The sequence below is a fragment of the Undibacterium umbellatum genome (genome assembly GCF_014284125.1).
Lineage (GTDB): Bacteria > Pseudomonadota > Gammaproteobacteria > Burkholderiales > Burkholderiaceae_D > Undibacterium > Undibacterium umbellatum.
The window spans coordinates 205,203-228,039 of the sequence record NZ_JACOFX010000005.1; the positions used below are offsets into that span (position 1 = coordinate 205,203).

The following is a 22,837-nucleotide window of genomic DNA, read 5'->3' on the forward strand; positions in this document are numbered from 1 at the left end:
AGAAGCGTTTCGCGATGTAGACCTGACCAACTTTATGCGATGCAATCATCTGGTCGACAGAGCGACATGGTTACCTTCTCAGAGTTGCGCGCTTGGGAATATAAGAGCCGTGCTCGTTATAACGTCGAGTTGCAACGTTCGGATCAAATCCTGCTTCAAGCATATCTGGCTCAAGGTAAAGAAGTACTAGTGCTGTATCGCCCAGACTACTTATGCATTGCTCACGCACTTCATATTTTTCTGCATCACTGTTTTCAAACCAAGTTTCGGCAGGCTGCTTGCTGAGACCGGAACATTGCTTTCCACTATTAAGAAGATCATATGTAAAAGTGTCTTCATCTAATTTTTCTTTTAGAAACCAGCGATTTGGGATGTCCGCTGACGGCAAACTCCAACGCTTGCCATCTTTGTTGTAACAGGCAACTATGACAGGAACAATGTTGATGCCCACTAGTCGCAGTGCTGTTGCCATAATGCTTGTCTCAAATGCACCAGCTACTTGAGTAAGTTGTTGAAAGGTAGGATGCTTGAACTGTGCAATCTCAGGCTTAAAGATGAAAGTTGGTAATAACAAGTGTGCAGCGAAGGTGTCAGCTTCCTTCTCATGCGCGCGGTTAGATGAAAGATTCGCGCTAGGATCATCAACCCTGCACTGAAAGGAGCGGCCTCTGTGAAGATGCCAATGACCTAGTTCATGCGCAACTGAAAAACGTTCGCGCCCTCTGACTCCTGATGGATTGATAGTCGCGATTGCACGATCACAATAACCAACGAGCATCGCTTCACAGCCAGTCATTGTTTCATAGACCACTTTTACATTCGAATCGAAGGCAATAGCTTCTACGTCTATATCTTTTGGCGATGTGATACCGAGATCTATTATCAATGCTTCGGCACGTGCGCCAACAGAGATCATATTTTTTCTCCGTTTGAATCTATTTCAAGCGACTTTAATTGATTGTATAGTTTGATTGCTTCATCGTCAGACATTTCTCCGAGACTCCGGGCAGCCAATGTGTACTTGCCATCATTCGTCGCCTGAACAATGAATCGACGCGCCTGCTCTGGTGTTACCGTCGTAGATGCGACAACAGGAACTGAACTCAAGGCTGAAACTCCTGATTTAGCGGCGGCAAGGCGAGCACGTCCTGCCTGTGCCTTTGCGGCTTCGAGAAGGCGCAACCCGTCTGCCTGTATGCGATTAGGTTCAATGCCTTCCAATACTTGGTTGTCCGGCATCGAAATCAATTCATCGACTAAGGTATCGATGAAATTTTCGAAATCATTTGTTGGATTGGCTATCATTTTTTACTCCTGTCAGGGTCAAGTACGGCGAGTCTGCGAAGCAACCGTTGTCGAACCGCATCATACTTCTTATCATCCCATCCCAATTCCTCGCGCGCTTCCGCACCACGAATGCCATCTGCCCATTCAACAACTAACAGTTCCAAATCCTCATCACCTCCTAAAGCCGCATAGAGGGCAGCTATTTGCTGTTTGTCTGAGGTCTCTACTTCCGGTGTCAGTGTCGTCATACCCTGGACAGTGGGTAACTTATCGTCCAAATCTAATTCAACTTGATCTACAACCACATTTACATCAATTGGGCTCAACTCGTTGCGTTTGTGTATGTTGCTTGTAATGCTGTGCATTACAGTCTTGAGTACAACCAATGGATGAATGTCGCGTGGCCAGATTCGAGCACCGCTAAGCAGCTTAAACATTGCCTCCTGCAATAGATCATCAGCAGACCAGTCAGTCAAATTGAGGCAGAAGACGACCGCAATGCTCTTGGCCCGATGCCAATCAGCTGCTTGAAAATCACTAAGGACAGTTTCTACTTCAGACCTAGTCAAGTGGTCTTCGGATTCTTGAATAGCAGACATAAAATGGGGACTCCCTTCCTAATACTCTCTAGCAACTCATGGTGGATGCTCCCGCAGTAAAAATTTTTCTCTAGGCAAGCGTCCACAGCGCTATCTTGGAGAGTACTTATAGGTAAGGGCGGGTAATTTTACTGGTCCTCACTTAAAAATAAAGGATCAGTAATATGAAGATTAGCAGAAAAACACGCAATATCACCAAATACCTCAATCATCTAAAGCCATTAGAGCTTTACATGCTTGGTTTGCCCCTTGACGCTGGGCTTGAGGATATCTTTAAGGAAATGGAGTTCGAAGTCCCACTAGTCCCAGGTCTACGATTGCTACTTCCAGCAACAAAAGGCCCAGCCTGTCGCCGAAACGCTGAGGGCTTTGACATTGTCCACCGTGACCAACCAATGGAGGTGGCGCACCGGCAAATAGAGTGGCATTGGACTCAGTTCGTTGGTCGATATGATAGCGAAGAGCGTTCAAAGATAGTTGATGTTCCTTATAGACGTTACCCGCGTACTCATGTAGCACCATATAGTGTTGATGTGGAAATTAAGGTTCGTGATGATGGTCAACCATTTATCGTAGCTGGCCCATTCGTTAACGATATTAGCCAAGTCACAACTGCCACCAATACTGCCAACATGCTGCGCGAAGTATTGGGAGGTTTTGAGGTTCTGAGCAAGGATCTCAGCAATTGGGTAAGTGCTCCTGTTAAGCGTCTCCACTGGCAACTTCTGCCTCCTGGAAATAATCCTTGGGAGTCAGCTAAACCAGTGCTTGAAAAAATGGTCGAGCGTGCTCCTGCAGGTAATCAAAATGTGTTGCGTGCTCGATTGTCCGCTGTCGGAGAAAAGAGGCCCGATTTCGTTGCAATTGGTGTGGGTGGATTTGGCGGTTACACGGTATTCGGTTTTGTGAAGCAGGCGCTGTGCGTTCTTGAATGTCCGCAAGTCAACAATGCTACATACGTGCTTCCAATGGAGTCATGGGAAATTGTGTCGCAGATGACTAAAGCGCAAATCCTTGATTCGAAGTCTCACAAGGAGCGGATTATGCATACGCGTACTTGGTTCAGCGCTTTGAACAAAGTTCTTGATGTTGACGACATGGCAGCATGAGCGAAAAGAGGGGGAGCGGGTGATTCGCAAGGTGTCCTCGCTCTCTTTTAATGTTGACTGAACACAACGTACAGGGTGAACTATACAGTCCAGCAGTCTTCCGTTTGCTGGCAGAGCTGACTCAGCCTGTTTGTTCGATTTCCCACTCGTTGAAGAAGGCAGTCACTTGACCACGACGATACAAATCCTAAGCATTTAGATCTCGATGATTTTTTAAGGAGTCTAATTGCTTATAATTTAGATAAGTTTATGACATGCTGAACCCGCGTCAGGAACTGTGTATATCCGCTAGCAAAGCGGGTCAGATATCTGTTCAAATCAGCAAGTTTCCCAACAAGCCTTCCTGCCCACCCCAGAAAAGACGGATAATACCGCCTACACGTTTTTGAACACTATTTTGGAACTCCCCCATGGAAATTAAGGTTAACTTTCTCGATAAGCTTCGTCTTGAAGCCAAGTTCGATGATTTTACGGTGGTGGCTGATCAGCCTATCCGTTATAAGGGGGATGGTTCTGCGCCTGGTCCTTTTGATTACTTTCTGGCTTCGTCGGCCTTGTGTGCGGCTTATTTTGTGAAGTTGTATTGCAATACCCGCAATATCCCTACTGAGAATATCCGGCTGTCGCAGAATAATATTGTTGATCCTGAAAACCGTTATGCGCAGATTTTCAAGATACAGGTGGAGTTGCCTGCCGATATTTCTGCCAAAGACCGTGAAGGTATCTTGCGTTCCATCGACCGTTGCACGGTCAAGAAAGTGGTGCAGGCGGGGCCGGAGTTTGTGATTGAAGAGGTCGAGAACCTCGATGCTGATGCGCAGGCTTTGCTGACCTTGAACCCTTCTGCGGATGCTGCCACCTCTACATCTACCTACATCCTGGGCAAGGATTTGCCGCTGGAGCAAACCATTGCCAATATGTCTGGCTTGCTGGCGGGGCTGGGCATCAAGATTGAGATTGCTTCGTGGCGCAATATTATTCCTAATGTGTGGTCGCTGCATATACGCGATGCGCATTCGCCCATGTGTTTTACCAATGGCAAGGGTGCGACCAAAGAGAGTGCGCTGGCATCGGCCCTGGGTGAGTATATCGAGCGCCTGAGTTGCAACCATTTTTATGCGGGATCGTTCTGGGGTGAAGACATCGCCAATGCGGCCTTTGTGCATTACCCGGAAGAACGCTGGTTCAAGCCTGGCAAAAAAGATGCGCTGCCTAAAGATATTCTGGATGGGTATAGTCTGGACATTTACAACCCCGATGGTGAGCTGCGTGGTTCGCATCTGGTGGATACCAATTCCGGCAATGCAGAGCGCGGCATCTGTTCGCTGCCTTATGTGCGTCAGTCAGATGGCGAGGTCGTGTACTTCCCATCCAACCTGATTGAAAACCTGTTTGCCAGTAATGGCATGAGTGCCGGTAATACGCTGGCCGAAGCGCAGGTGCAATGTCTGTCCGAGATTTTTGAACGTGCCGTCAAACGTGAAATTCTGGAAGGTGAAATGGCTTTGCCGGATGTGCCGCAAGAAGTGCTGGCGAAATATCCTGGCATCCTGGCTGGCATACAGGGGTTGGAAGAGCAGGGCTTCCCGGTGCTGGTGAAGGATGCGTCGCTGGGTGGTCAATATCCTGTCATGTGCGTGACACTGATGAACCCGCGCACGGGTGGTGTGTTTGCCTCATTCGGTGCGCACCCTAGCCTGGAAGTGGCGCTGGAACGCAGCCTGACAGAGTTGCTGCAAGGCCGCAGTTTTGAAGGCTTGAATGATTTGCCCCAGCCTACCTTTGTCAGCAATGCGGTGACTGAGCCAAATAATTTTGTTGAACATTTCATTGATTCCAGCGGCGTGGTGTCGTGGCGCTTCTTTAGTGCCAAGGCTGATTACGAATTTGTGGAATGGGACTTTTCTGGTCAGGGCGAAAATTCAAATGCGGATGAAGCCGCGACCTTGTTCGGCATACTCAAGGAGATGGGCAAAGAAGCCTACATGGCCGTGTATGACCACCTGGGTGCTACGGCCTGCCGTATCCTGGTGCCGGGTTATTCTGAAGTGTATCCGGTGGAAGACCTGATCTGGGATAACACCAACAAGGCCCTATTGTTCCGCGAAGATGTCCTGAATCTGCATACGCTGAATGATGAGCAACTGGAAGACTTGCTGGAACGTCTGGAGAATAATGAGCTGGACGAATACAGCGACATCGCCACTTTGATAGGTATAGAGTTTGACGAAAACACGATCTGGGGCCAGCTCACGGTTGTGGAATTGAAGTTGCTGATCAATCTCGCCTTGCAGGACTTTGAAGAAGCGAAAGAGCTGGTCGAAACCTTCCTGCAATACAACGACAATACGGTTGATCGCGGTTTGTTTTATCAGGCTTTGAATGTGGTGCTGGAAGTGACGCTGGATGATGAGTTGGAACTGAATGATTATGTCGTCAACTTCCGCCGCATGTTTGGCAATGAACGTATGGACGCAGTACTGGGATCAGTCGATGGCAGTGTGCGCTTCTATGGCCTGACACCAACCAGCATGAAACTGGAAGGGCTGGAAAGACACCAGCGTCTGATAGACAGCTACAAGAAATTGCATGTGGCACGCAGCAAGGCTGCTGCATCGAACTAAGCTGCTCATGTATGACTGGTCTGAAATGATGTGTTCATTGCAGACCAGGCTGGTGCATATCCACTCGCATTTCCAACGTCGAGCTTCAGGCTAAAGCCCTTTCCCCGGCGCGCAGCGTCAAGACCTGTACGCCAGTTTTTGTGACGGCTACAGTATGCTCAAACTGGGCTGATAATTTCCCGTCTATGGTGACGACAGTCCAGCCATCGTCTTCGGTCTCTACATCATGGCGGCCCTGGTTGATCATGGGTTCTATGGTGAACACCATGCCTTCCTTTAATATCAGGCCTGTACGTGGCCGTCCCCAGTGCAGCACTTCGGGCGGCTCGTGCATTTCGCGGCCTATGCCATGTCCGCAATATTCCCTGACGACCGAGTAACCATTTTTCCTGGCATGGCTTTCAATGGCATGGCCTATGTCACCCAGCCTGGCACCAGGTCGCACGGCTTTGATGCCTTTCCACAGGGCTTCATAGGTCACTTGCACCAGACGTTTGGCGGATGCTGTTACTTCGCCGACCAGATAAGTTTTGCTGGAGTCAGCGATAAAGCCGTTCTTCTCCAGGGTGATATCAAAATTGACGATATCACCGTCCTGCAGAATTTCTGTCGCAGATGGCACGCCATGGCACACCACGCTATTGCGTGATGAGTTCAATGCATAGGCATAGCCGTACTGGCCCTTGCTTGCCGGGCGGGCCTTGAGTTCATTGACGATGAAGCTGTCGACCAGGTCATTTACCTGCATGGTCGACATGCCGATCAGATTCAATTGATCCAGATGGGTAAACACGCTTGCCAGCAGCTTGCCTGATTCTGCCATCAGGGCGATTTCTTCTGGTCGCTTGGTCATGTTAACGCTCCCCTGAAAGCCAGCGGTTCCACACCTGCAGCTTTCAGTTCGTGTACCACAACCTCATTGAAAGACATGGTCGGGTTCATTTCGCACAGCATGCCTATCTTGATCCAGAAAGCAGCTTGCGCATTGATGGAGCGGCAAGCCACAGAGCTGGCTTTGCGCATCTGGTCGTGCAGATCATCGTCGATGTTGACTATGCCCATATGGCACCTTTATATATGAAACGTATATGAATTGTATATTCATCTCATGTGCTTGTGCAAGTGGCTTTCAAAGTGGCTTTTAAGCGGGATTATCTGGAGGACAGGTTTGCGCTGGTCAAAACTATTTGTTGCATATGTAGTCTTTTTAATATCTTTACCAAATTTCTGTCAGCTCCTGCAACAATCAAAGAAAAGGAAAAGTGCATGGGCCCGACCAAAATCATGATCATCGGCCATGCAGAAAAACTTGGCACATTTGGTGCGAACACTTTGAGCGGCGTGAATTTATTGGGAGGCAGTGATAGTCAGTCACTGGTGACTCTGGGTTGGGAAAGGGCAGACGGAGGAAAAGTTACTTTGCCATTTCCTCGCTTAGTCAATCATAAGCACATGATATCTACGCCGTTTATGCCTCTGGCACGTATTTCATCGACAATTTCTGACTGGTAGTTGGGGTTGGATATCAGCAGCAAATCGCCCGGTTTTGCGGCTGCAAAAAACGCTTCCTTGCTTTGAATTTGTACGTGTGAGCCGGGTAGAAATTTTCCGCATTTCTGGGGATTGACATCAACGGCAAAGCCAGTTTGCGCGATGAGTTTCCCCTGGTTCATGCAGTGCACGAGGAACATGCATCCCTTCGTCGCAGCGCCCCAGATGTAGAGTTTGCTGTCTGCTGCGAGTCGTTCTTCTATGGCGCTTATCTTTTCTTTGAGCTGCGGGAAAAGATGTTCAAAATCCAGATCTTTCCATTCGCCATTTTCATACAGATAGGCAAATTGTGCTGATACTGCATTGATGTCAGCAATGGCATACTGGTATTGTCCGTTGAAGCATAAGCCTGTTTTTCTGACGGCTTGATCAAATAATGCCAGCAAGGCATCTTTTGAAAAGTAGTTAACATGCTCGTAGGTGATGTCGAAGAATGCCTGGTTGTCCAGGATCCAGTCATAGCTGGGCACTTCTATGTAAATGGCGGCATTGCCAAATACCTGTTTAAGCATCATCAAAAATGCATGCGGTGCCTTGATGTGTTCCAGCACGTGGCGCAACACCACGATATCTGCCTGGATGTTGTCATCTGCTGACAGATATCTCTTTTGTATGCGGGGATTGCTCCCTTCATAGGTGGCGTCATAACCAGATGCGACGAAGTGCCCATCAACCTGGGCAAGCTCAACAAAGTCCCCCTTGCCGCAACCAACTTCTACCAGGACGCTGGACGGCGGAAATTCTGCCTTCAAGATGTCCAGCACATTTCTCATGTGCGCCTGAAACAAGCCAGAGTGTGCCTGACTGTTTTGATAGTTGTCGTCGTAGGTAGCGAGCCTGGTGTCAAATGCGGCGTTCTCAACAAAGCCCAGGGCTTCGTTCAGGCTCAGCCGCATTTCCCCAAACTTTTCTTCGCTCTCAATCGAGGAAAGAGGGCTGTTTGGGACGGTAGGTAGGAGTAGCTTGCCCATGCATTAAACGCGCTTGAGAAAGCCATCCGGCGCGACGGTGATCAACAATTGATTTTCAATTTCTTTATCAATGATGAAATTCAGTTGTCCGTCATCCCGGCCCGTGGCATTGCTTGCATCGAGTTGCTTCAAGTATTCCCACACGGCGGTTTTGGGATTGTTGGATTTGCCCCATGGCCTGACAGGGCCGCTACCGGCAGGCAAGTCTTCAATAATGGTATCAAAGACGACGCAATAACTGCCTTTGCTGACCAGTGGCGCATACAGCTTGAGTTCTTCCAGTACGTGATCATGGGTGTGATTACTGTCCAGGCAAACCAGGATTTTTTTATAACCTGCGGCAAACTTGTGCACGGATTCCACAATGTCGGCTGCGATGCTGGAGCCTTGTATCATCGATATCCTTTTGGACATGGGGTGTTCAAGGATGGCCTGGCGATTGTGCTCGCGTATATCGATATCGATGCCCAGAACCTTGGCATCAGGATTGCCGCCGCATAGTGCGATCAGTTCAAGTATGCTGGCGCTAAAGATCAGTGAGCCGCCACGCGCGATGCCGGTTTCGATGACCAGGTCGGGCTGTATATTCCACAGCAATTGCTGCAGGCCTATCATGTCTTGCGGATGCTGGATAATGGGACGACCCAGCCATTCGAAATGGTAGGAATATTTATGTTCCGCAGCGGTGGAAATCCACTGATTGGTCAATTCTTTTAATTCAGTGTTGGCACCCTGCTGTGCGACTTCTGCCCGGCACTCCGCTTTGAAATTTTCATGTTCAGTCATTTTATTTCCTTGTTATTGATACCCCAGAATGCCATAGGCTCATAGTCAGGGTAGGGGTAGTAGCCCAGGTTGAGGTGTATGGAGGCACACCGTTCTTTGATTCTTTCTTCGACCAGCCGCCTGATGGAAATGGCCTCGCCGCTGCAGACATTAAAGACACCATCTTCGCGAGATTTAAATATGTCCAATAGTTGTTGTGCTACTGCTTCCACTGGCAAATAGTCGCGCAACTGCTCGCCGCCACTCATATTGAAAACGCTGTCGCCGTTGGCAATGGCGGCATCAAGTTGTGCCAGTATAGACTTGGGATTTTGGCCCTGGCCATACATATAGAACAGCCGCGCCCATTGCAGCCTGAAGCTGGATTCTGCCTGCAAATGGCCCAGGAATTGGCGCAGGCTGTCTTTGGCCAGCGCATAGGGGTTGGCAGGCATGGGCATGGCGGTGGCAGCAATGGGGCCATATTGAAAGCCATATTCAAAGCAAGTGCCTGTCACCAGCACATTTGCCACGCCAGCCTTGACCAGTTGTTTAATAAAAGCGTAATTCCTGGGAAGATTTTCTTCCAGATGGAACAGCGATTTATAGTTGGGCAAGCCTTGCCAGGCCAGGTGGATCAGGCTGGCGCCTGCCTCAGGTTGAAAGTCCAGGGTGCTTTGATGAAAATCCAGGCTGATGAATTTGACTTTGTCATACCAGGAAAAGCTGCGGGCCTTTTGCTCGTCCCTGGCTATTGCCACCACCTCGTAATTTTCTTCCAGTAGCAGGGGGATTAAATGCTGTCCAATAAAGCCAGTCGCACCACTCACGATAAGCTGGCGACAGTCGGTCTTGCTTTCACGCCTTTCGTTGAGTGTCATGTTGTGCTTTTGTAATTTGTTTAACGATGGCTAAGTATTTTACTTTGTCGTGGCTGCTCTGTATATGTGGCGGCAATCTGGGCCAATTCTTCAGCATTGAGCAGCTATAGTGTTTTTTTGAGCCTGCCTGGGAGTGGGAGTGAAAAACCTCTGTAAAATCACAAAAATTTTACTGGAATTTTGCAATGGAAAATCACTCTGCCGCGCTACTGCAGGCACGTCATCTCAGTTTTTCTTATCCTGGGCAGGTCTTGTTCAGTGACTGGTCTGGCGATATTGTTTCAGGTATTAATCTGGTGCTTGGTGGCGACGGTCGCGGCAAGACCAGTTTGCTTCAATTGCTGGCAGGTGATTTGCAGGCGCAAAGTGGGCAGTTGCAGATACAGGGCATCTGCTTGCATGAACAGCCAGTGCTGTATCGTCGTCAAGTGTTTTGGGTAGACCCGCGCACAGATGTTTTTGATCAGATCAGCGTTGAAGACTATTTTGTCAGCGTGCGTGGCAACTATCCTCAATTTGATGAAGCCATGCTGGAAAGCGCCATCGAAGGCTTGGCACTGACGCCGCATCTGCACAAGAATTTTTATATGCTATCAACTGGTAGCAAACGCAAAGTCTGGTTGGCAGCCGCCTTTGCTGCAGGTGCAAGCATCAATTTACTGGATGATCCCTTTGCCGCGCTGGACAAGACATCGATAGACTTTATCGTCAATACTCTCAAGCAACTGGCGCAAGATTCCTCCCGCGCCTGGGTGCTTGCCATGTACGTCACGCCACAAGGCTTGCCCTTGTCTGGCCTGATTGAGCTTGGTGACTGATCTGTTGGTCGGTGCCACAATATAGTGCTATTCGTTTTGTTTCCATTCAGCCATGACACTGGTTTGAATATTTTCTATGGTTTTGTCTTTTTGCATTTTCTGTAAAACTGTTGTCAGTGCAGGGACTAAAGCCTCGTGCTTTTTATTTAAGTAATGGAAAACAGGGAAGGTGGCCAGTGGTGGTGAGAGCACGGTGATGTCGCCCTGCTTTAATTCACTCAGGGCAGCCAGGCCCGATATACGGTTTGCCACGACGATGTCAGAACGCCCCAGCAGCATTTTTTGAAATGCCTGGCGCACCGTGGGCGCTGGCACCAGTTTCATACCTACGGTGTTTTGCTCAATAATTTTAATACCTTTGACAAAGCCTATCGAGTACGGGCGCAAGCTTTCCCAGCCTGCAACGACAAAATTGGTACCATAGGTAAAAATCACGATTTCATAGGTCAGCAAGGGTACTGGCACAATGATGAGATTGGGGTAGTCCCTTTCCATGCCCAGTTTTCTGTACAGCTCAGCATCCATTTCACCATTGTTGGCGCTACGCAAAGAGCGCTCACCAGGCAAATAATGCAGGTTGAAATTCATCCCCAGTTTGCGATAGGCTGCTTCCATTACTTTTTCTGCAATGCTGGTGGCCGGATCTTTTTCTATTAGGGTAGAAATTTGCAAGGCCATGCTTTGCCGTGCGAAGGCAGGCAGGCAAACGAGGCATGGCAAGCTGGCAAGTTTCAAGAGCGTACGTCTTTGCATGATGGTCCCCTATTTTCTGCTGACGGGAGTTCAACAAATTAAGAATAGACCTGATTTGCATAAACAGCACTCATGTTTTAAAAAAAAACTGATCAACTTGATTACAAGTCAGGAAGCATGCTTAGACACTTCCGCTGGCAAATCGATGAATGAGTGTTTTCGCAAAGGCAAGTAGCGGCAATGCAGAGTGCCTGCTTGCCAATTTTCCGCCAGCCGGAATCATCACTCACGTGCTAGGGAAGACTCCCGTTCGATTGCCGCCTGTCCTTGACGATGGAGAACTGTTTGCTTTGAATTTCCAGATAAAGCCGTCGGTTTTCATCAGCGAGTTCTTTATGCATGAAGGCTTCACTAATATGGTGCTTTAGCTGCACATCATCCCATGGTTTGGTCATGAATTGATAGATAGCCCCTTCATTGACGGCATTGATCACAGAGCTCAGGTCCGCACTGCCAGATAACATGATGCGCACTGACTCTGGATATTTATTCTTGACGAAATGTACAAATTCTACGCCAGACATCCCTGACATGTTTTGGTCAGAAACGATCACATCAACCTGGTGTTGGGCAAGCAACTCTATGCCGACCTGACCGCTGACGGCAGTGAGGATATGATAATTGTCGTTTCTGAGCAAATACTTGAAAGCCGAGAGGATATTGACGTCGTCATCTACCAGGAGCACGGTACGGGCATGATTTGAGAAATATAATAGACGATGAGGTAGTTGTTTTTTCTTCCGCAAAAGGTGTTCGACCTCTTCCTTGGGTAAGCCTCTGGAAAACAAGAAACCCTGAATCTCGTCGCACTGATTGTGGCGCAAGAACTTGCACTGTGCTTCCGTTTCTACGCCTTCGGCAATTACATGCATGCCCAGGCTGTGTGCCATGGAAATGATTGCCTTGACGATGGCAGCATCATCTGATTTTTCGATGTCCCGCACAAATGACTGATCTATTTTGAGCACGTCGATAGGGAAACGTTTCAGGTAGGACAGGCTGGAGTACCCTGTGCCAAAGTCATCTATTGAAAGTTGTACGCCAAGTGCCTTGAGACCTCGCAATATGTCGATAGAGCGTTCGACGTCAGTCATGACCAGGCTCTCGGTCAATTCGATTTCCAGATATTGGGGATCAAGCCCGGTCTGCGTCAATACCTCACTCACGAAATGCAACAGATCTGCCTGGCCGAACTGGCGTACCGATAAGTTGACGGCAATGCGGAACTTGCCTATTCCCTGATCATGCCAGGCTTTGCACTGTGCGCATGCTGTTCGTATGACCCAGGCCCCGATAGGTATTATCAACCCCGTTTCTTCTGCGAGCCCAATAAAATGGCCAGGAGAGACCATGCCTATGTCAGGCTGGTTCCAGCGCACCAGCGCCTCCAGCCCCACGATGTGACCGGTGCGCAAATCAACTTGAGGCTGGTAGTGCAAGACGAACTCTTCGCGTTCGAGTGCCAACCGGAGCCTGCTTTGCATGGTCAGTTTCTCATTCAGCCTGGTACTCAGATCCGAAGTGTAGAATTGATAAATATTACGACCTAATTGCTTGGCACTGCTCAGTGCTGCATTGGCATTCATCAATAAAGTGTCTGGGTCATTGCCATCCTGCGGATACTGGCTTACCCCGACACTGCATGTGACTTCAAGCTCTTGCTGTGCCAGGACCATAGGCCTGGACACTGCTGCCAATATTCGCTGCAAGATCTCGATAAGATGTGGGTAGAAAGTGATGCTGCCTTGTTCCTTGCTACGATTATCATCATGCGGGTATGTCTCATTTTGCTCAGTCAATACCAAAGCAAACTCATCTCCGCCCAGTCTGGCGACTGTGTCGCCACCGCGCACGCAGGCACTGAGCCGGTCTGCGATTATTCTTAGTAATTCATTCCCAACTGAGGGGCCGAGGCTATCATTGATTACTTTAAAGTGATCCAGTCCAAGAGTCACAATGACCAGTTGATGTTGATGCCGCTGTGCATTGGCGAGTGCATGCTTGAGCCGGTCATGTAAAAGATTTCGGTTTACCAGGCCAGTCAGTTCATCATAATTTGTCAGGTACATCAGTTGCGATTCAGCACTCTGCCGGCTTTTTAATTCCTCAGCGAGCAACTGGTTTTGCGCCAGCATTTCTTGCGATGCGATGTCCAGAGAGCGCTCAGTCATCGCCCTGTCGATGTCGGCCTGATGGTAGGTCACATCAATGGCCTCGATCAGTTTTTTCAGCTCGTCAGGCAGCCTGGACGCATCGCCAAAGAATCGATTGATCTGACGCCTGAGCAAACTATGCATAACTTAAATCTCGAGGAGCGTGGTGATGGTCATGGTTTGATTATGCAGTTCGCAAGGGCCACCAGACATATGCGGCGATATCTCTCCATAGGAATAGAAGCCGGTTAGCAAGGTTTCTGCGCCCAGCATTTCACCAACGGCTTCGACTTCCTCTTCTATTCTTTGCTTGAGCACCAGCTTGCGTCCAACACAACTGATCAACAAGGCAAGTTCGGCAGGACGGTCTTCCATGGTGCTACGGGAAATGCTCGCTGCGCCACTCGCGCCATCGATCAGGCGTTCAAAATTGGCTTTCATTAAACGGGCGTAGGCACCTTCAGGCATATCACCCGCAAAGGTCATGCTTTGCTCTGCTTCGTCGACTGCGAGTATGGTGCGCACGACGCCACCGTTGCCGTTGGATTCATTCCCCTGTTGCCAGGCATTACGCAAAGAGAGGGGGAATAACAAGGCTGTCGATGGCAGGCCTGCTGCATGCTCGCCAAGATAGTTCTTATATAATTCGAGAGCGGGTTTGCCGTCGAGGTCGTACAGCACATTCCCTTTTGAACGTGTAATTTTTCTATCGGGACCAAACGTATCCCAACCACCCACTGAGCCATAGCCGATCTTGAGTCGCTGCCCATACAAACCAACTGCCACGATCTGTCCCTCTGCAGGAATATCGTTGGCACATACCAGAGTCTTTTGGAAATTTGCCCCATCTGCGGAAAGCCCGCCTGTCACCTCAACATGTGATGGCAAATCTGCTTTGAGGCCGCGCACCAATTCCGTGCCATTCACTTTCAGACCATCTGAAAAAATCAATACATGCTGCAGGTCTGTTACTGGCAAGGCTTCGATCAATGATTGACCTGCTGCGAAACTGTGTGCAGCTTCATGAATTTCCACCTTTGAAAAATGCAAGTGGGTGTGTTCGAAATCTATGATCGTGACGACGACAGTGTCATCGCTCACCGTTGTGCCGTGAATCTCTCCTGCAGTCGAACAACCAGCAATGATCGCGTCTGGAAATGCCTTGCGTAGTGGCAGAAAGTAAGCAGAATCAGATAGCAGGGCAGTGCTGCCAAAGAATAAAATCAACTGGCCTGTACCAGTGCGAAGATGGGGAGGGAAATGAGGAATTTGCCCATCAGGAAAAACACATTGTGACACTTGCATGGCTTTCTCCTATTTGCCCCGTTAAATGGTCAACAAATGATCAACGGGATTTACCCAACATCATCCCTGCTGCACTGCAGCGTCTGGTATCTAAAAAAGACTGCCTTCGTCCCAACGCTTTGCTGTGAGTATGCATGCTCAGTTCTGCCTGATTAATTCTATTCCACATATTGTTAAATTGAAAGATTAAGTACGATTTACATTTTAGTCTGTCGGTTTCAGGTGCCTTTTTGTGAATCAAATCAGGTGTGATGCTGCCCTGGTGTTGCAGGCGAGCCATCTTGATTTTTCACAAATATCCAGGGAGGATCTGCATGATTGATGGTATTTCTGCAATATAATCGTTTTTTCTATCATTTGTAGAGCGTCCCAGGCCCAGGACTGGGCACTAGGCGTTTACCGGATAAGTAAAGTCGAAATGCTTCCTTGTGATTTATTGGCTGCATTTTTATGATCAATGTTGGTTAACTAAACTGAAGGATTGTAATGAAGCTGGAAACTATTGCCGTACATGGTGGCTATACGCCCGACCCGACCACGCGCGCTGTTGCAGTGCCTATTTACCAGACTGTCGCCTATGCCTTTGATAATACCCAACATGGCGCTGACCTGTTTGATCTCAAGGTACAAGGCAACATCTATAGTCGCATTATGAATCCGACAAATGATGTACTGGAAAAACGCGTGGCAGAGTTGGAGGGTGGCATCGCTGGCCTGGCACTTGCATCCGGCCAGGCTGCGATTACCTATGCGATACAAACCATTGCTGAGGCGGGTGACAATATTGTTTCTGCGTCGACCTTGTATGGCGGCACTTACAACCTGTTCGCTCACACACTGCCGCAGTTTGGCATAGAGACGCGCTTCGCTGATTACCGCGATCCCGAATCCTTTGCCAAGCTGATTGATGGTAAAACCAAGGCTGTGTTTGTCGAGTCTATCGGTAATCCGCTCGGCAATATCACTGATATCGAAGCGATTGCCAAGGTCGCCCACAGACATGGTGTGCCGCTGATTGTTGATAACACCGTGCCTTCACCTTATCTCTTGCGCCCCATAGAATTCGGTGCCGACATTGTGGTCCATTCATTGACTAAATACCTGGGTGGTCATGGCAATTCCATAGGCGGCATCATCGTTGATTCTGGCAAGTTCCCCTGGGCCGAACATAAAGAACGATTCAAACGTCTGAATGAGCCTGATGTCTCTTATCATGGCGTGGTGTACACCGAAGCACTGGGTGCCGCCGCCTACATAGGCCGTGCCCGTGTTGTGCCACTGCGCAATACCGGTGCGGCGTTGTCCCCCTTCAATGCCTTCCTGATCTTGCAGGGTATAGAAACCCTGGCTTTGCGCATGGACAGAATCACAGATAACACCATCAAGATTGCTCATTACCTGGACAAGCATCCCAAAGTGAAATGGGTTAACTACGCTGGTCTTCCTGAGCACAAGGATCACGCGCTGGCGCAAAAATACCTGGGCGGCAAGCCTTCCGGCATTTTGACCTTTGGGCTGGAAGGTGGGCGCGATGCAGGTGGGCGTTTCCAGGATGCATTGCAGTTATTCACCCGTCTGGTGAATATCGGTGATGCCAAATCGCTGGCATGCCATCCAGCCAGCACTACTCACCGTCAATTGAATCCTGAGGAACTGGCAAAGGCGGGCGTCACTGAAGATACCGTGCGTTTGTCGATAGGCATAGAGCATATTGACGACTTGATCGCAGACCTCGAACAGGCACTCGCGGCTGCCTGATCGCTCTGGCTCAGCATTCCTTGCTGAGCTTGTATCCCCAATGCGGGTGGCACGCAATCACTTGTGTCCACCTGCGATCATTCAAAATGAACCGAGTCTGGCATAGGCTATGGGAGTACCGCCTATGCAGATATCTATCCTGGATGCTCACGTGGTTTTGATTATTTTTTGTGTCTCCACGCCGATTCTCTCCACGCACATCATTGCATATGCGAATTCCAGATAATTAACTTCAATTTAATTCGTTTTCTGCCTTAGGTAATTTCTGTACATTCAATCTCTGTGACGATAAACATCAATACAGAGAATTTGTATGACAGCTTCCCCATCAAATCAAACCGTAACTGACCATTCCCTGCTTGCTGCGGCTCGCCAGCGAGCCAAAGATGCAGGCTTGCCTTTTGCCGGTAGTGTTTTTCCCATCGATGCCTGGGCGTTGCTGCAGCAAGGCTTGGCCGTGATTGTCGATGTGCGCACGAACGAAGAGCGCAAGTTCGTCGGTCATTTGCCAGAAAGCCTGCATGTTGCCTGGGCGACAGGCACGGCCCTTACACGCAATCCCCGCTTTGTCAAAGAACTCGAAGGCAAGCTTAAGGACAATCAGGCCGTGGTCTTGCTGCTTTGTCGCAGCGGTAAACGCTCGGCACTGGCTGCTGAGGCAGCCAGCAAGGCGGGATTGCCAAATGTCTTCAATATAGAGCAGGGTTTTGAAGGCGATCTGGATGAAGCACAACAGCGCGGGCATAGTGGTGGCTGGCGTTTCCACAAACTGCCCTGGGTGCAGGACTAAACCATAGACAGAATTTGCAAATCATAAGGCAGGCCATCATGGGACAAGCATTGCAACAGACTAAAGAGATACGCGCTTCTCTGTTCGGTATAGAGCAGGTCGTCAGCGAGCTGGCAGTTGTACGTCACGCATGGCGGCGTCGCCAGCAAAGATCAGCCGAACCTGGCGGTCGTGAATTGCCATCGCGTGATGCACTGGCAAAAATCCTCAATGATTTGCGCGGGGCTCTATTCCCCATGCGCCTGGGGCCGCCAGAACTGCGGCAAGAAAGTGAAGATTTCTATGTGGGCCATACGCTCGATACGGTTCTGCATTCGCTGCTGAGCCAGGTCAGACTGGAACTCAGTTATGCCTCGCGCTATCACGAAGAAGAAGGTCTGCATATTGATGACCGTGCGCTGACGATAGTGCGTGAATTTTCCCGTGCCTTGCCGGGCATACGTTCAATGCTGGACAGCGATGTGATTTCGGCCTATCAGGGTGACCCGGCAGCGCGCACCGTCGATGAAGTCTTGCTGTGCTACCCCGGTATACTGGCCATGATACATCACCGTATTGCCCATCAACTGTATCAGCTAGGTGTGCCGCTGCTGGCGCGCATCGTTGCCGAGATCGCCCATGGACAGACAGGTATAGACATACACCCCGGTGCCAGCATAGGCGCAGGCTTTTTCATTGATCATGGGACTGGTGTGGTGATCGGTGAAACTGCCGTCATCGGCCAGCGTGTGCGTATCTATCAGGCTGTCACGCTGGGGGCAAAACGCTTCCCCAGCGATGATGATGGCAAGCTGCAAAAGGGGCTGCCGCGCCACCCCATCGTTGAAGATGATGTGGTGATCTATGCCGGTGCCACGGTGCTGGGCCGCGTCACCATAGGTCGCGGTGCCATCGTTGGCGGCAATGTCTGGGTCACCAGCGATGTGGCGGCAGGCAGCCATGTGAGCCAGGCCAGTTTGCGGCACGAACAGCAAAATCCCGTTTCTTTGGTTTGAATAAGTGAGCTTCAAATGAACAGCCGTGAGCTACATAACACGGCTGCTTATCCCCGCACGCCTGTTCATTTTTTTATGCACTGACTTTTATGGAGTGAAGCAATGACTGATGTAAGTAGTGAAGCAACTGCAGGTAATTTCGCCCTGAGCGATAACGCCGCCAGACAGCTAGCGAATGCCACCAAGACCGTCCCACAGTTATCCACCATCTCGCCACGCTGGCTGGTACATCTGCTGCAATGGTTGCCTGTCGAGGCAGGTATATACCGCCTCAACAAAGTAAAGAATCCCAAGGATGTGCGCGTAGCATGTTCGCAGCGTGATGAATCTGAATTGCCGCAAACCTTTGTCGATTACGACGAACAGCCACGCGAATATTTCCTCAATGCCGTAGCCACTGTGCTGGACGTGCACACGCGTATCTCTGATCTCTACAGCAGCCCGCATGACCAGATCAAGGAGCAATTACGCCTGACGGTAGAAACCATCAAGGAACGCCAGGAAAGCGAACTCATCAATAATCCTGACTACGGTCTGCTGGCAAATGTGCATGACGATCAACGCATCTCTACCCTGACAGGTGCACCTACACCGGATGATCTCGATGATTTGCTGACCAAGGTCTGGAAAGAGCCAGGTTTCTTCCTTGCACACCCATTGGCGATTGCCGCTTTTGGCCGTGAATGCACACGCCGTGGCGTGCCGCCACCAACAGTCAGCCTGTTCGGTTCGCAATTTCTGACATGGCGCGGTGTACCACTGGTACCGTCTGACAAATTGCCTATCGAAGATGGCAAGACAAAAATCATCCTGTTGCGCGTGGGTGAAAAACGTCAGGGTGTAGTTGGCTTGTTCCAGCCTGGTCTGGCGGGTGAACAAAGCCCTGGTTTGTCCGTGCGCTTCATGGGCATCAGCCGCAATGCGATTGCCTCTTACCTCATCTCCCTGTACTGCTCGCTGGCGGTGCTGACAGATGATGCAGTGGCTGTTCTCGATGACGTAGAGATAGGTAAATATCATGACTATCCTGACACCTACAAATAATACTGGCGCGGCAAATTCGGGTTTGCCAGATGAAGCCGCACTGAACCGCATGGCATCAGAATTTTTTGCCCTCGTGCCAGGTGCGGCGCAAGCGGCTACGCAATTCTTGCCGAGCTTTAGCCAGGGCAATACACCCGAAGCGCCACCGTCGGCGCGCACACTTGTGCACGATAGCAGTTCGGCACAAAGCAAGCCTTCTGTCCCTGCCAGTGGCGTGCCACAAAATGCTGGTAGCAGCATTGCACCATCACGCCCGCAAGCGGGTGGTGCCAGTTCCAGCACGCCCTATTATTTTGTCGGGCAAGAGCATGGCTATCCCATTGCTGACAATAGTCTGGACAGCCTGGCGGCACAGGGAACAGGAAAGCAATCCGGGGCCAGTGCTTTCAACGTACCGGGGCAAGAGCAATTGCAACGCATACTGGGCGAGCTATATCCAGCTACGTCGGCCACGTCTGCACCTGCACAACAAGCCGGTGGCAGTGCTACACAGCCAGCTTATTATTTCCAGCAAGGCGAGCAAGACTATTGGGATCAGGCACCTCGAGCCGCTAATCCATCCTTGGCAGCACCTTTTGACATCAATGCCGTGCGCAGGGATTTTCCTATCCTGGCCGAACGTGTCGATGGCAAGCAACTGGTGTGGTTTGATAATGCTGCTACCACGCACAAGCCAAAGTCGGTGATAGACCGCATCAGTTATTTCTATGAGCATGAGAATTCAAATATACACAGAGCGGCACATGAACTGGCCGCACGTGCCAGCGATGCTTATGAATCGGCACGTAAAAAGCTAGCCAAGTTTCTTGGTGCTGCCAGCGAACAGGAAATCATCTTCGTTCGTGGTGCGACGGAAGGTATCAACCTGGTAGCGCAAACCTTTGGCAAGAAGTTCATCGGTGCGGGTGATGAGATCATCGTTTCCCATCTTGAACACCATGCCAATATCGTGCCCTGGCAACAACTGGCGGTGGAGAAGGGCGCTGTCATACGTGTGATTCCTGTGGACGACAGTGGCCAGGTCTTGCTCGACGAGTACCGCAAGCTCTTGAACAGCAAAACCCGTCTGGTGGCGGTAACGCAAGTGTCAAATGCCCTGGGTACAATCGCCCCTGTGCATGAAATCACAGCCCTGGCGCATGCTGTTGGTGCCCGCGTGTTGATAGACGGGGCGCAAGCCGTGTCACATCTGCGTGTGAATGTGCAGGCGCTGGATGCTGACTTCTATGTTTTCTCAGGGCACAAGGTATTCGGCCCGACTGGCATAGGCGTCGTGTATGGCAAGAAGGCCTTGCTGGAACAATTGCCGCCATGGCAGGGCGGTGGCAATATGATTGCGGATGTGACTTTCGAGCACACCCGTTATCAGCCAGCACCAGCACGCTTTGAAGCAGGTACTGGCAATATTGCCGATGCAGTTGGCCTGGGCGCTGCGATTGATTATGTCGAACGCATAGGTTTGGAAAATATCGCCCTTTACGAACATGCCTTGCTGGAATATGCAACGCATGGGCTGAAGAGCATACCAGGAGTGCGCCTGATTGGTACGGCACATGAAAAGGCCAGCGTTGCATCCTTTGTGCTGGCCCGTTATGAGACTGCAGAAGTCGGCAAGGCGCTTAATGATGAAGGGATAGCGGTACGATCCGGCCATCATTGTGCGCAACCCATTTTGCGTCGTTTCGGCGTAGAAGCAACGGTGCGGCCTTCGTTTGCTTTCTATAATACTTGCGAAGAGATAGACCGTTTTCTGGCTGTAGTACGCAGGCTTGCAAATAATCGTAAGTGAAGTGATAAAGTGAATTAAATTGTTTTAACGCATCACCTGCCCCTTAGCAATGAGGGGCAGGTTTCTTTATTTCTGCACCGCCTTCAAAACAAAATCACTGGTATCACGCAGCACGGCCTTGGATTTGGCTGGGCTATCCGTCATGCGCGATAACAGCAGCCCACCTATCAGTGAGGACAAGACGCCGTGTGCAGTGCCTGCATCGTCCTTTGCTCCTGATCTGCGCAATTGTTTGTTGATCAGTGCCAGCAATTCATCTACCCCTTGCGCCATCACTTCCTTACTGGCGGCCTCGTCGCGCGCAGCTTCTGCTCCCAGTGCGGCAATCGCACAGCCCTGGCCTGGATGGTCGCTATGTGCCCGGCTCAGATAGGCGTGTACCAGGCTGGCGATGGCTTCCTCATTGCTGGCTAGTTCAGCCTTGCGCGCCAATTCCATGCGAGTGGTTTCCAGGGCGGTGGCACAGGCTTCAGCGATCAATGCCTCCTTGGATTCAAAGTGCTTATAAAAACCGCCGTGTGTGAGGCCAGCTTCTTTCATCAGGTCTGCCACGCCTATGCCATTCATGCCATGCTCTCGATAGAGGCGCGCCGCAGTTTCTATGATGCGTACCCTGGTTTGCGCAGTTTGTTCGCGTGTAGTTCTCATTTTGACTATTCCTCATTGGAAAGCAGGACGTTTGCATTCCAATACATGTTGATCAGTGTTTGACACAAGCTTGTATTTTAGATGATAATCGACATCTTTAAGATTGCAATCATCATCTAATTTGGAGGGTAATATGAATAGACAAGACAAAGAAGCAATTAACCCCATCATGGACATGATCTTGCAGGCATTTACCAGACCGCAAAAACAGGCAGAAACCGAAGATGACAGAAAGGCGTTGGCACAGGCCAGACCAATCAGCATTCCTTATGCTGGTCAGGAACTGCTTGCCTGGAGTTGGGGACAAGGACCGCAAGTCCTGCTCCTGCATGGATGGGAGAGCCGTGCCAGTCACATGGCGAGTTTTGTCGCCCCCTTGCTGCAAGCTGGCTTTAGCGTGACTGCTCTGGATGCACCTGCACATGGCGCATCGCAAGGAGAAAGCACCAATGTGCTGGCCTATGGTAAGGCCGTGGTCGCAGTGGCTCAGCATTTGGGAGCACTCACAGCCACTATCGCCCATTCTGTAGGTTCAGCCGCCAGCCTGTATGCTTTTGCCCAAGGTGTGCAAGTTCAAGCTAGTGTTCATCTGTGTGGCCCGGCTTCATTGACACGCGTGCTTCAGCAAGCTGCCAGGCTTGGTGGGCTGGATGAAACTGAAAGGAGGGAGTTGGAACAGATGCTGGTGACAAGCATAGGTGCGCCACTGGAAACCATGGATCTGGACCAATTACAGCATGGTATGCGTCATCCTGCCCTGATCATGCATGACCCTGAAGACAAGGAAATGCCGTATGCCGAAAGCCAGGCGCTGGCCGCTGCATGGCCGCAAGCAAAGCTAATAGCAAGTGCGGGAACTGGCCACAGGCGCATCTTGCGTACGCCGGATGCCATTCATGCTGCAGTCAGTTTCATTGTTGAGAGCAGCGCGATAGTTCGCCAGTTGCATTGCTAATCAAGAGTAGCTGTGTTTCAATCACAAGCTGATCATCAGTTG

At 50.2% G+C, this 22,837-nt stretch carries 21 protein-coding genes; 9 read left to right on the forward strand and 12 right to left on the reverse strand.

The window, feature by feature from the left end; genetic code table 11:
* Window positions 1-70 precede the first annotated feature (70 nt).
* From H8L47_RS12635 to H8L47_RS12645, 3 genes are read right to left on the reverse strand one after another with little or no spacing between them, the layout of a single operon-like run.
* The gene (locus H8L47_RS12635) at window positions 71-916 is read right to left on the reverse strand and encodes an ImmA/IrrE family metallo-endopeptidase (RefSeq protein ID WP_222616515.1); all 846 of its coding nucleotides are present in this window, start codon (window positions 914-916) and stop codon (window positions 71-73) included.
* Window positions 913-1,305, reverse strand: a complete 393-nt coding sequence (locus H8L47_RS12640; RefSeq protein ID WP_186953949.1) for a hypothetical protein — start codon at window positions 1,303-1,305, stop codon at window positions 913-915. The genes H8L47_RS12635 and H8L47_RS12640 overlap by 4 nt, the downstream gene beginning before the upstream one ends.
* Entirely contained in the window at window positions 1,302-1,886 is a 585-nt protein-coding gene (locus H8L47_RS12645) for an RNA polymerase sigma factor (RefSeq protein ID WP_186953950.1), read from the reverse strand. Before H8L47_RS12645 ends, H8L47_RS12640 begins: the two co-directional genes overlap by 4 nt.
* A 164-nt stretch (window positions 1,887-2,050) precedes the next feature.
* Between H8L47_RS12645 and H8L47_RS12650 the strand changes: the two genes are divergently transcribed.
* Window positions 2,051-2,995, forward strand: a complete 945-nt coding sequence (locus H8L47_RS12650) for a hypothetical protein (RefSeq protein ID WP_186953951.1) — start codon at window positions 2,051-2,053, stop codon at window positions 2,993-2,995.
* A gap of 410 nt (window positions 2,996-3,405) precedes the next feature.
* Window positions 3,406-5,619, forward strand: coding sequence for an OsmC domain/YcaO domain-containing protein (locus H8L47_RS12655; RefSeq protein WP_186953952.1), 2,214 nt, complete (start codon window positions 3,406-3,408; stop codon window positions 5,617-5,619).
* An 85-nt stretch (window positions 5,620-5,704) separates the two neighbouring features.
* On the opposite strand, the gene map is transcribed toward H8L47_RS12655, so the two are convergent.
* From map to H8L47_RS12680, 5 genes are all read right to left on the reverse strand, one after another.
* Window positions 5,705-6,472, reverse strand: a complete 768-nt coding sequence (gene map / locus H8L47_RS12660) for a type I methionyl aminopeptidase (RefSeq protein ID WP_186953953.1) — start codon at window positions 6,470-6,472, stop codon at window positions 5,705-5,707.
* A complete protein-coding gene (locus tag H8L47_RS12665; protein WP_186953954.1) occupies window positions 6,469-6,681 on the reverse strand; it encodes a ParD-like family protein in 213 nt (70 codons plus the stop codon). Before H8L47_RS12665 ends, map begins: the two co-directional genes overlap by 4 nt.
* Before the next feature lie 380 nt (window positions 6,682-7,061).
* The gene (locus tag H8L47_RS12670) at window positions 7,062-8,066 is read right to left on the reverse strand and encodes a class I SAM-dependent methyltransferase (RefSeq protein WP_230413712.1); all 1,005 of its coding nucleotides are present in this window, start codon (window positions 8,064-8,066) and stop codon (window positions 7,062-7,064) included.
* 78 nt (window positions 8,067-8,144) lie between these two features.
* A complete protein-coding gene (locus tag H8L47_RS12675; protein WP_186953956.1) occupies window positions 8,145-8,927 on the reverse strand; it encodes a cephalosporin hydroxylase family protein in 783 nt (260 codons plus the stop codon).
* Window positions 8,924-9,787 (reverse strand): NAD-dependent epimerase/dehydratase family protein, encoded by an 864-nt coding sequence (locus H8L47_RS12680; RefSeq protein WP_186953957.1) that lies wholly within the window; start codon window positions 9,785-9,787, stop codon window positions 8,924-8,926. The genes H8L47_RS12675 and H8L47_RS12680 overlap by 4 nt, the downstream gene beginning before the upstream one ends.
* A 185-nt stretch (window positions 9,788-9,972) precedes the next feature.
* Here H8L47_RS12680 and H8L47_RS12685 point away from each other — a divergent pair, with 185 nt between their 5' ends.
* Window positions 9,973-10,605 carry an ABC transporter ATP-binding protein gene (locus H8L47_RS12685; protein WP_186953958.1) on the forward strand — a complete coding sequence of 211 codons (633 nt, stop codon included), beginning with the start codon at window positions 9,973-9,975 and terminating at the stop codon, window positions 10,603-10,605.
* A 27-nt stretch (window positions 10,606-10,632) separates the two neighbouring features.
* Here H8L47_RS12685 and H8L47_RS12690 read toward each other — a convergent pair whose 3' ends face one another.
* The 3 genes from H8L47_RS12690 to H8L47_RS12700 all read right to left on the reverse strand — a co-directional run bounded on the left by H8L47_RS12690 (window position 10,633) and on the right by H8L47_RS12700 (window position 14,816).
* The gene (locus H8L47_RS12690) at window positions 10,633-11,358 is read right to left on the reverse strand and encodes a substrate-binding periplasmic protein (RefSeq protein WP_186953959.1); all 726 of its coding nucleotides are present in this window, start codon (window positions 11,356-11,358) and stop codon (window positions 10,633-10,635) included.
* A 233-nt stretch (window positions 11,359-11,591) separates the two neighbouring features.
* On the reverse strand, window positions 11,592-13,655 hold the full coding sequence (locus H8L47_RS12695) for an EAL domain-containing protein (protein WP_186953960.1): 2,064 nt from the start codon (window positions 13,653-13,655) through the stop codon (window positions 11,592-11,594).
* Window positions 13,656-13,658: 3 nt separating this feature from the next.
* Window positions 13,659-14,816: an FIST signal transduction protein gene (locus tag H8L47_RS12700; RefSeq protein WP_186953961.1), complete on the reverse strand. Its 1,158-nt coding sequence runs from the start codon at window positions 14,814-14,816 to the stop codon at window positions 13,659-13,661.
* Window positions 14,817-15,302: 486 nt separating this feature from the next.
* Here H8L47_RS12700 and H8L47_RS12705 point away from each other — a divergent pair, with 486 nt between their 5' ends.
* The 5 genes from H8L47_RS12705 (at window position 15,303) to H8L47_RS12725 (ending at window position 21,192) form a co-directional block, all read left to right on the forward strand.
* Entirely contained in the window at window positions 15,303-16,574 is a 1,272-nt protein-coding gene (locus H8L47_RS12705) for an O-acetylhomoserine aminocarboxypropyltransferase/cysteine synthase family protein (RefSeq protein WP_186953962.1), read from the forward strand.
* 313 nt (window positions 16,575-16,887) lie between these two features.
* On the forward strand, window positions 16,888-17,364 hold the full coding sequence (locus H8L47_RS12710) for a rhodanese-like domain-containing protein (RefSeq protein WP_186953963.1): 477 nt from the start codon (window positions 16,888-16,890) through the stop codon (window positions 17,362-17,364).
* A 38-nt stretch (window positions 17,365-17,402) separates the two neighbouring features.
* Window positions 17,403-18,359 carry a serine O-acetyltransferase EpsC gene (gene epsC, locus H8L47_RS12715; protein ID WP_186953964.1) on the forward strand — a complete coding sequence of 319 codons (957 nt, stop codon included), beginning with the start codon at window positions 17,403-17,405 and terminating at the stop codon, window positions 18,357-18,359.
* 102 nt (window positions 18,360-18,461) lie between these two features.
* Entirely contained in the window at window positions 18,462-19,403 is a 942-nt protein-coding gene (locus H8L47_RS12720) for a family 2A encapsulin nanocompartment shell protein (protein WP_186953965.1), read from the forward strand.
* The gene (locus tag H8L47_RS12725; RefSeq protein WP_186953966.1) at window positions 19,378-21,192 is read left to right on the forward strand and encodes a family 2A encapsulin nanocompartment cargo protein cysteine desulfurase; all 1,815 of its coding nucleotides are present in this window, start codon (window positions 19,378-19,380) and stop codon (window positions 21,190-21,192) included. The genes H8L47_RS12720 and H8L47_RS12725 overlap by 26 nt, the downstream gene beginning before the upstream one ends.
* Window positions 21,193-21,258: 66 nt before the next feature.
* Here H8L47_RS12725 and H8L47_RS12730 read toward each other — a convergent pair whose 3' ends face one another.
* Window positions 21,259-21,840 (reverse strand): TetR/AcrR family transcriptional regulator, encoded by a 582-nt coding sequence (locus tag H8L47_RS12730; RefSeq protein ID WP_186953967.1) that lies wholly within the window; start codon window positions 21,838-21,840, stop codon window positions 21,259-21,261.
* Window positions 21,841-21,973: 133 nt separating this feature from the next.
* Here H8L47_RS12730 and H8L47_RS12735 point away from each other — a divergent pair, with 133 nt between their 5' ends.
* Window positions 21,974-22,795, forward strand: coding sequence for an alpha/beta fold hydrolase (locus tag H8L47_RS12735; protein WP_186953968.1), 822 nt, complete (start codon window positions 21,974-21,976; stop codon window positions 22,793-22,795).
* The last annotated feature ends 42 nt before the right edge of the window (window positions 22,796-22,837 follow it).

Bases quoted from the DNA above. Each gene is read 5' to 3' on its own strand.
- H8L47_RS12635 (WP_222616515.1), bottom strand. From the start codon at position 916: ATGATCTCTGTTGGCGCACGTGCCGAAGCATTGATAATAGATCTCGGT.
- H8L47_RS12640 (WP_186953949.1), bottom strand. From the start codon at position 1,305: ATGATAGCCAATCCAACAAATGATTTCGAAAATTTCATCGATACCTTA.
- H8L47_RS12645 (WP_186953950.1), bottom strand. From the start codon at position 1,886: ATGTCTGCTATTCAAGAATCCGAAGACCACTTGACTAGGTCTGAAGTA.
- H8L47_RS12650 (WP_186953951.1), top strand. From the start codon at position 2,051: ATGAAGATTAGCAGAAAAACACGCAATATCACCAAATACCTCAATCAT.
- H8L47_RS12655 (WP_186953952.1), top strand. From the start codon at position 3,406: ATGGAAATTAAGGTTAACTTTCTCGATAAGCTTCGTCTTGAAGCCAAG.
- map (WP_186953953.1), bottom strand. From the start codon at position 6,472: ATGACCAAGCGACCAGAAGAAATCGCCCTGATGGCAGAATCAGGCAAG.
- H8L47_RS12665 (WP_186953954.1), bottom strand. From the start codon at position 6,681: ATGGGCATAGTCAACATCGACGATGATCTGCACGACCAGATGCGCAAA.
- H8L47_RS12670 (WP_230413712.1), bottom strand. From the start codon at position 8,066: ATGCGGCTGAGCCTGAACGAAGCCCTGGGCTTTGTTGAGAACGCCGCA.
- H8L47_RS12675 (WP_186953956.1), bottom strand. From the start codon at position 8,927: ATGACTGAACATGAAAATTTCAAAGCGGAGTGCCGGGCAGAAGTCGCA.
- H8L47_RS12680 (WP_186953957.1), bottom strand. From the start codon at position 9,787: ATGACACTCAACGAAAGGCGTGAAAGCAAGACCGACTGTCGCCAGCTT.
- H8L47_RS12685 (WP_186953958.1), top strand. From the start codon at position 9,973: ATGGAAAATCACTCTGCCGCGCTACTGCAGGCACGTCATCTCAGTTTT.
- H8L47_RS12690 (WP_186953959.1), bottom strand. From the start codon at position 11,358: ATGCAAAGACGTACGCTCTTGAAACTTGCCAGCTTGCCATGCCTCGTT.
- H8L47_RS12695 (WP_186953960.1), bottom strand. From the start codon at position 13,655: ATGCATAGTTTGCTCAGGCGTCAGATCAATCGATTCTTTGGCGATGCG.
- H8L47_RS12700 (WP_186953961.1), bottom strand. From the start codon at position 14,816: ATGCAAGTGTCACAATGTGTTTTTCCTGATGGGCAAATTCCTCATTTC.
- H8L47_RS12705 (WP_186953962.1), top strand. From the start codon at position 15,303: ATGAAGCTGGAAACTATTGCCGTACATGGTGGCTATACGCCCGACCCG.
- H8L47_RS12710 (WP_186953963.1), top strand. From the start codon at position 16,888: ATGACAGCTTCCCCATCAAATCAAACCGTAACTGACCATTCCCTGCTT.
- epsC (WP_186953964.1), top strand. From the start codon at position 17,403: ATGGGACAAGCATTGCAACAGACTAAAGAGATACGCGCTTCTCTGTTC.
- H8L47_RS12720 (WP_186953965.1), top strand. From the start codon at position 18,462: ATGACTGATGTAAGTAGTGAAGCAACTGCAGGTAATTTCGCCCTGAGC.
- H8L47_RS12725 (WP_186953966.1), top strand. From the start codon at position 19,378: ATGACTATCCTGACACCTACAAATAATACTGGCGCGGCAAATTCGGGT.
- H8L47_RS12730 (WP_186953967.1), bottom strand. From the start codon at position 21,840: ATGAGAACTACACGCGAACAAACTGCGCAAACCAGGGTACGCATCATA.
- H8L47_RS12735 (WP_186953968.1), top strand. From the start codon at position 21,974: ATGAATAGACAAGACAAAGAAGCAATTAACCCCATCATGGACATGATC.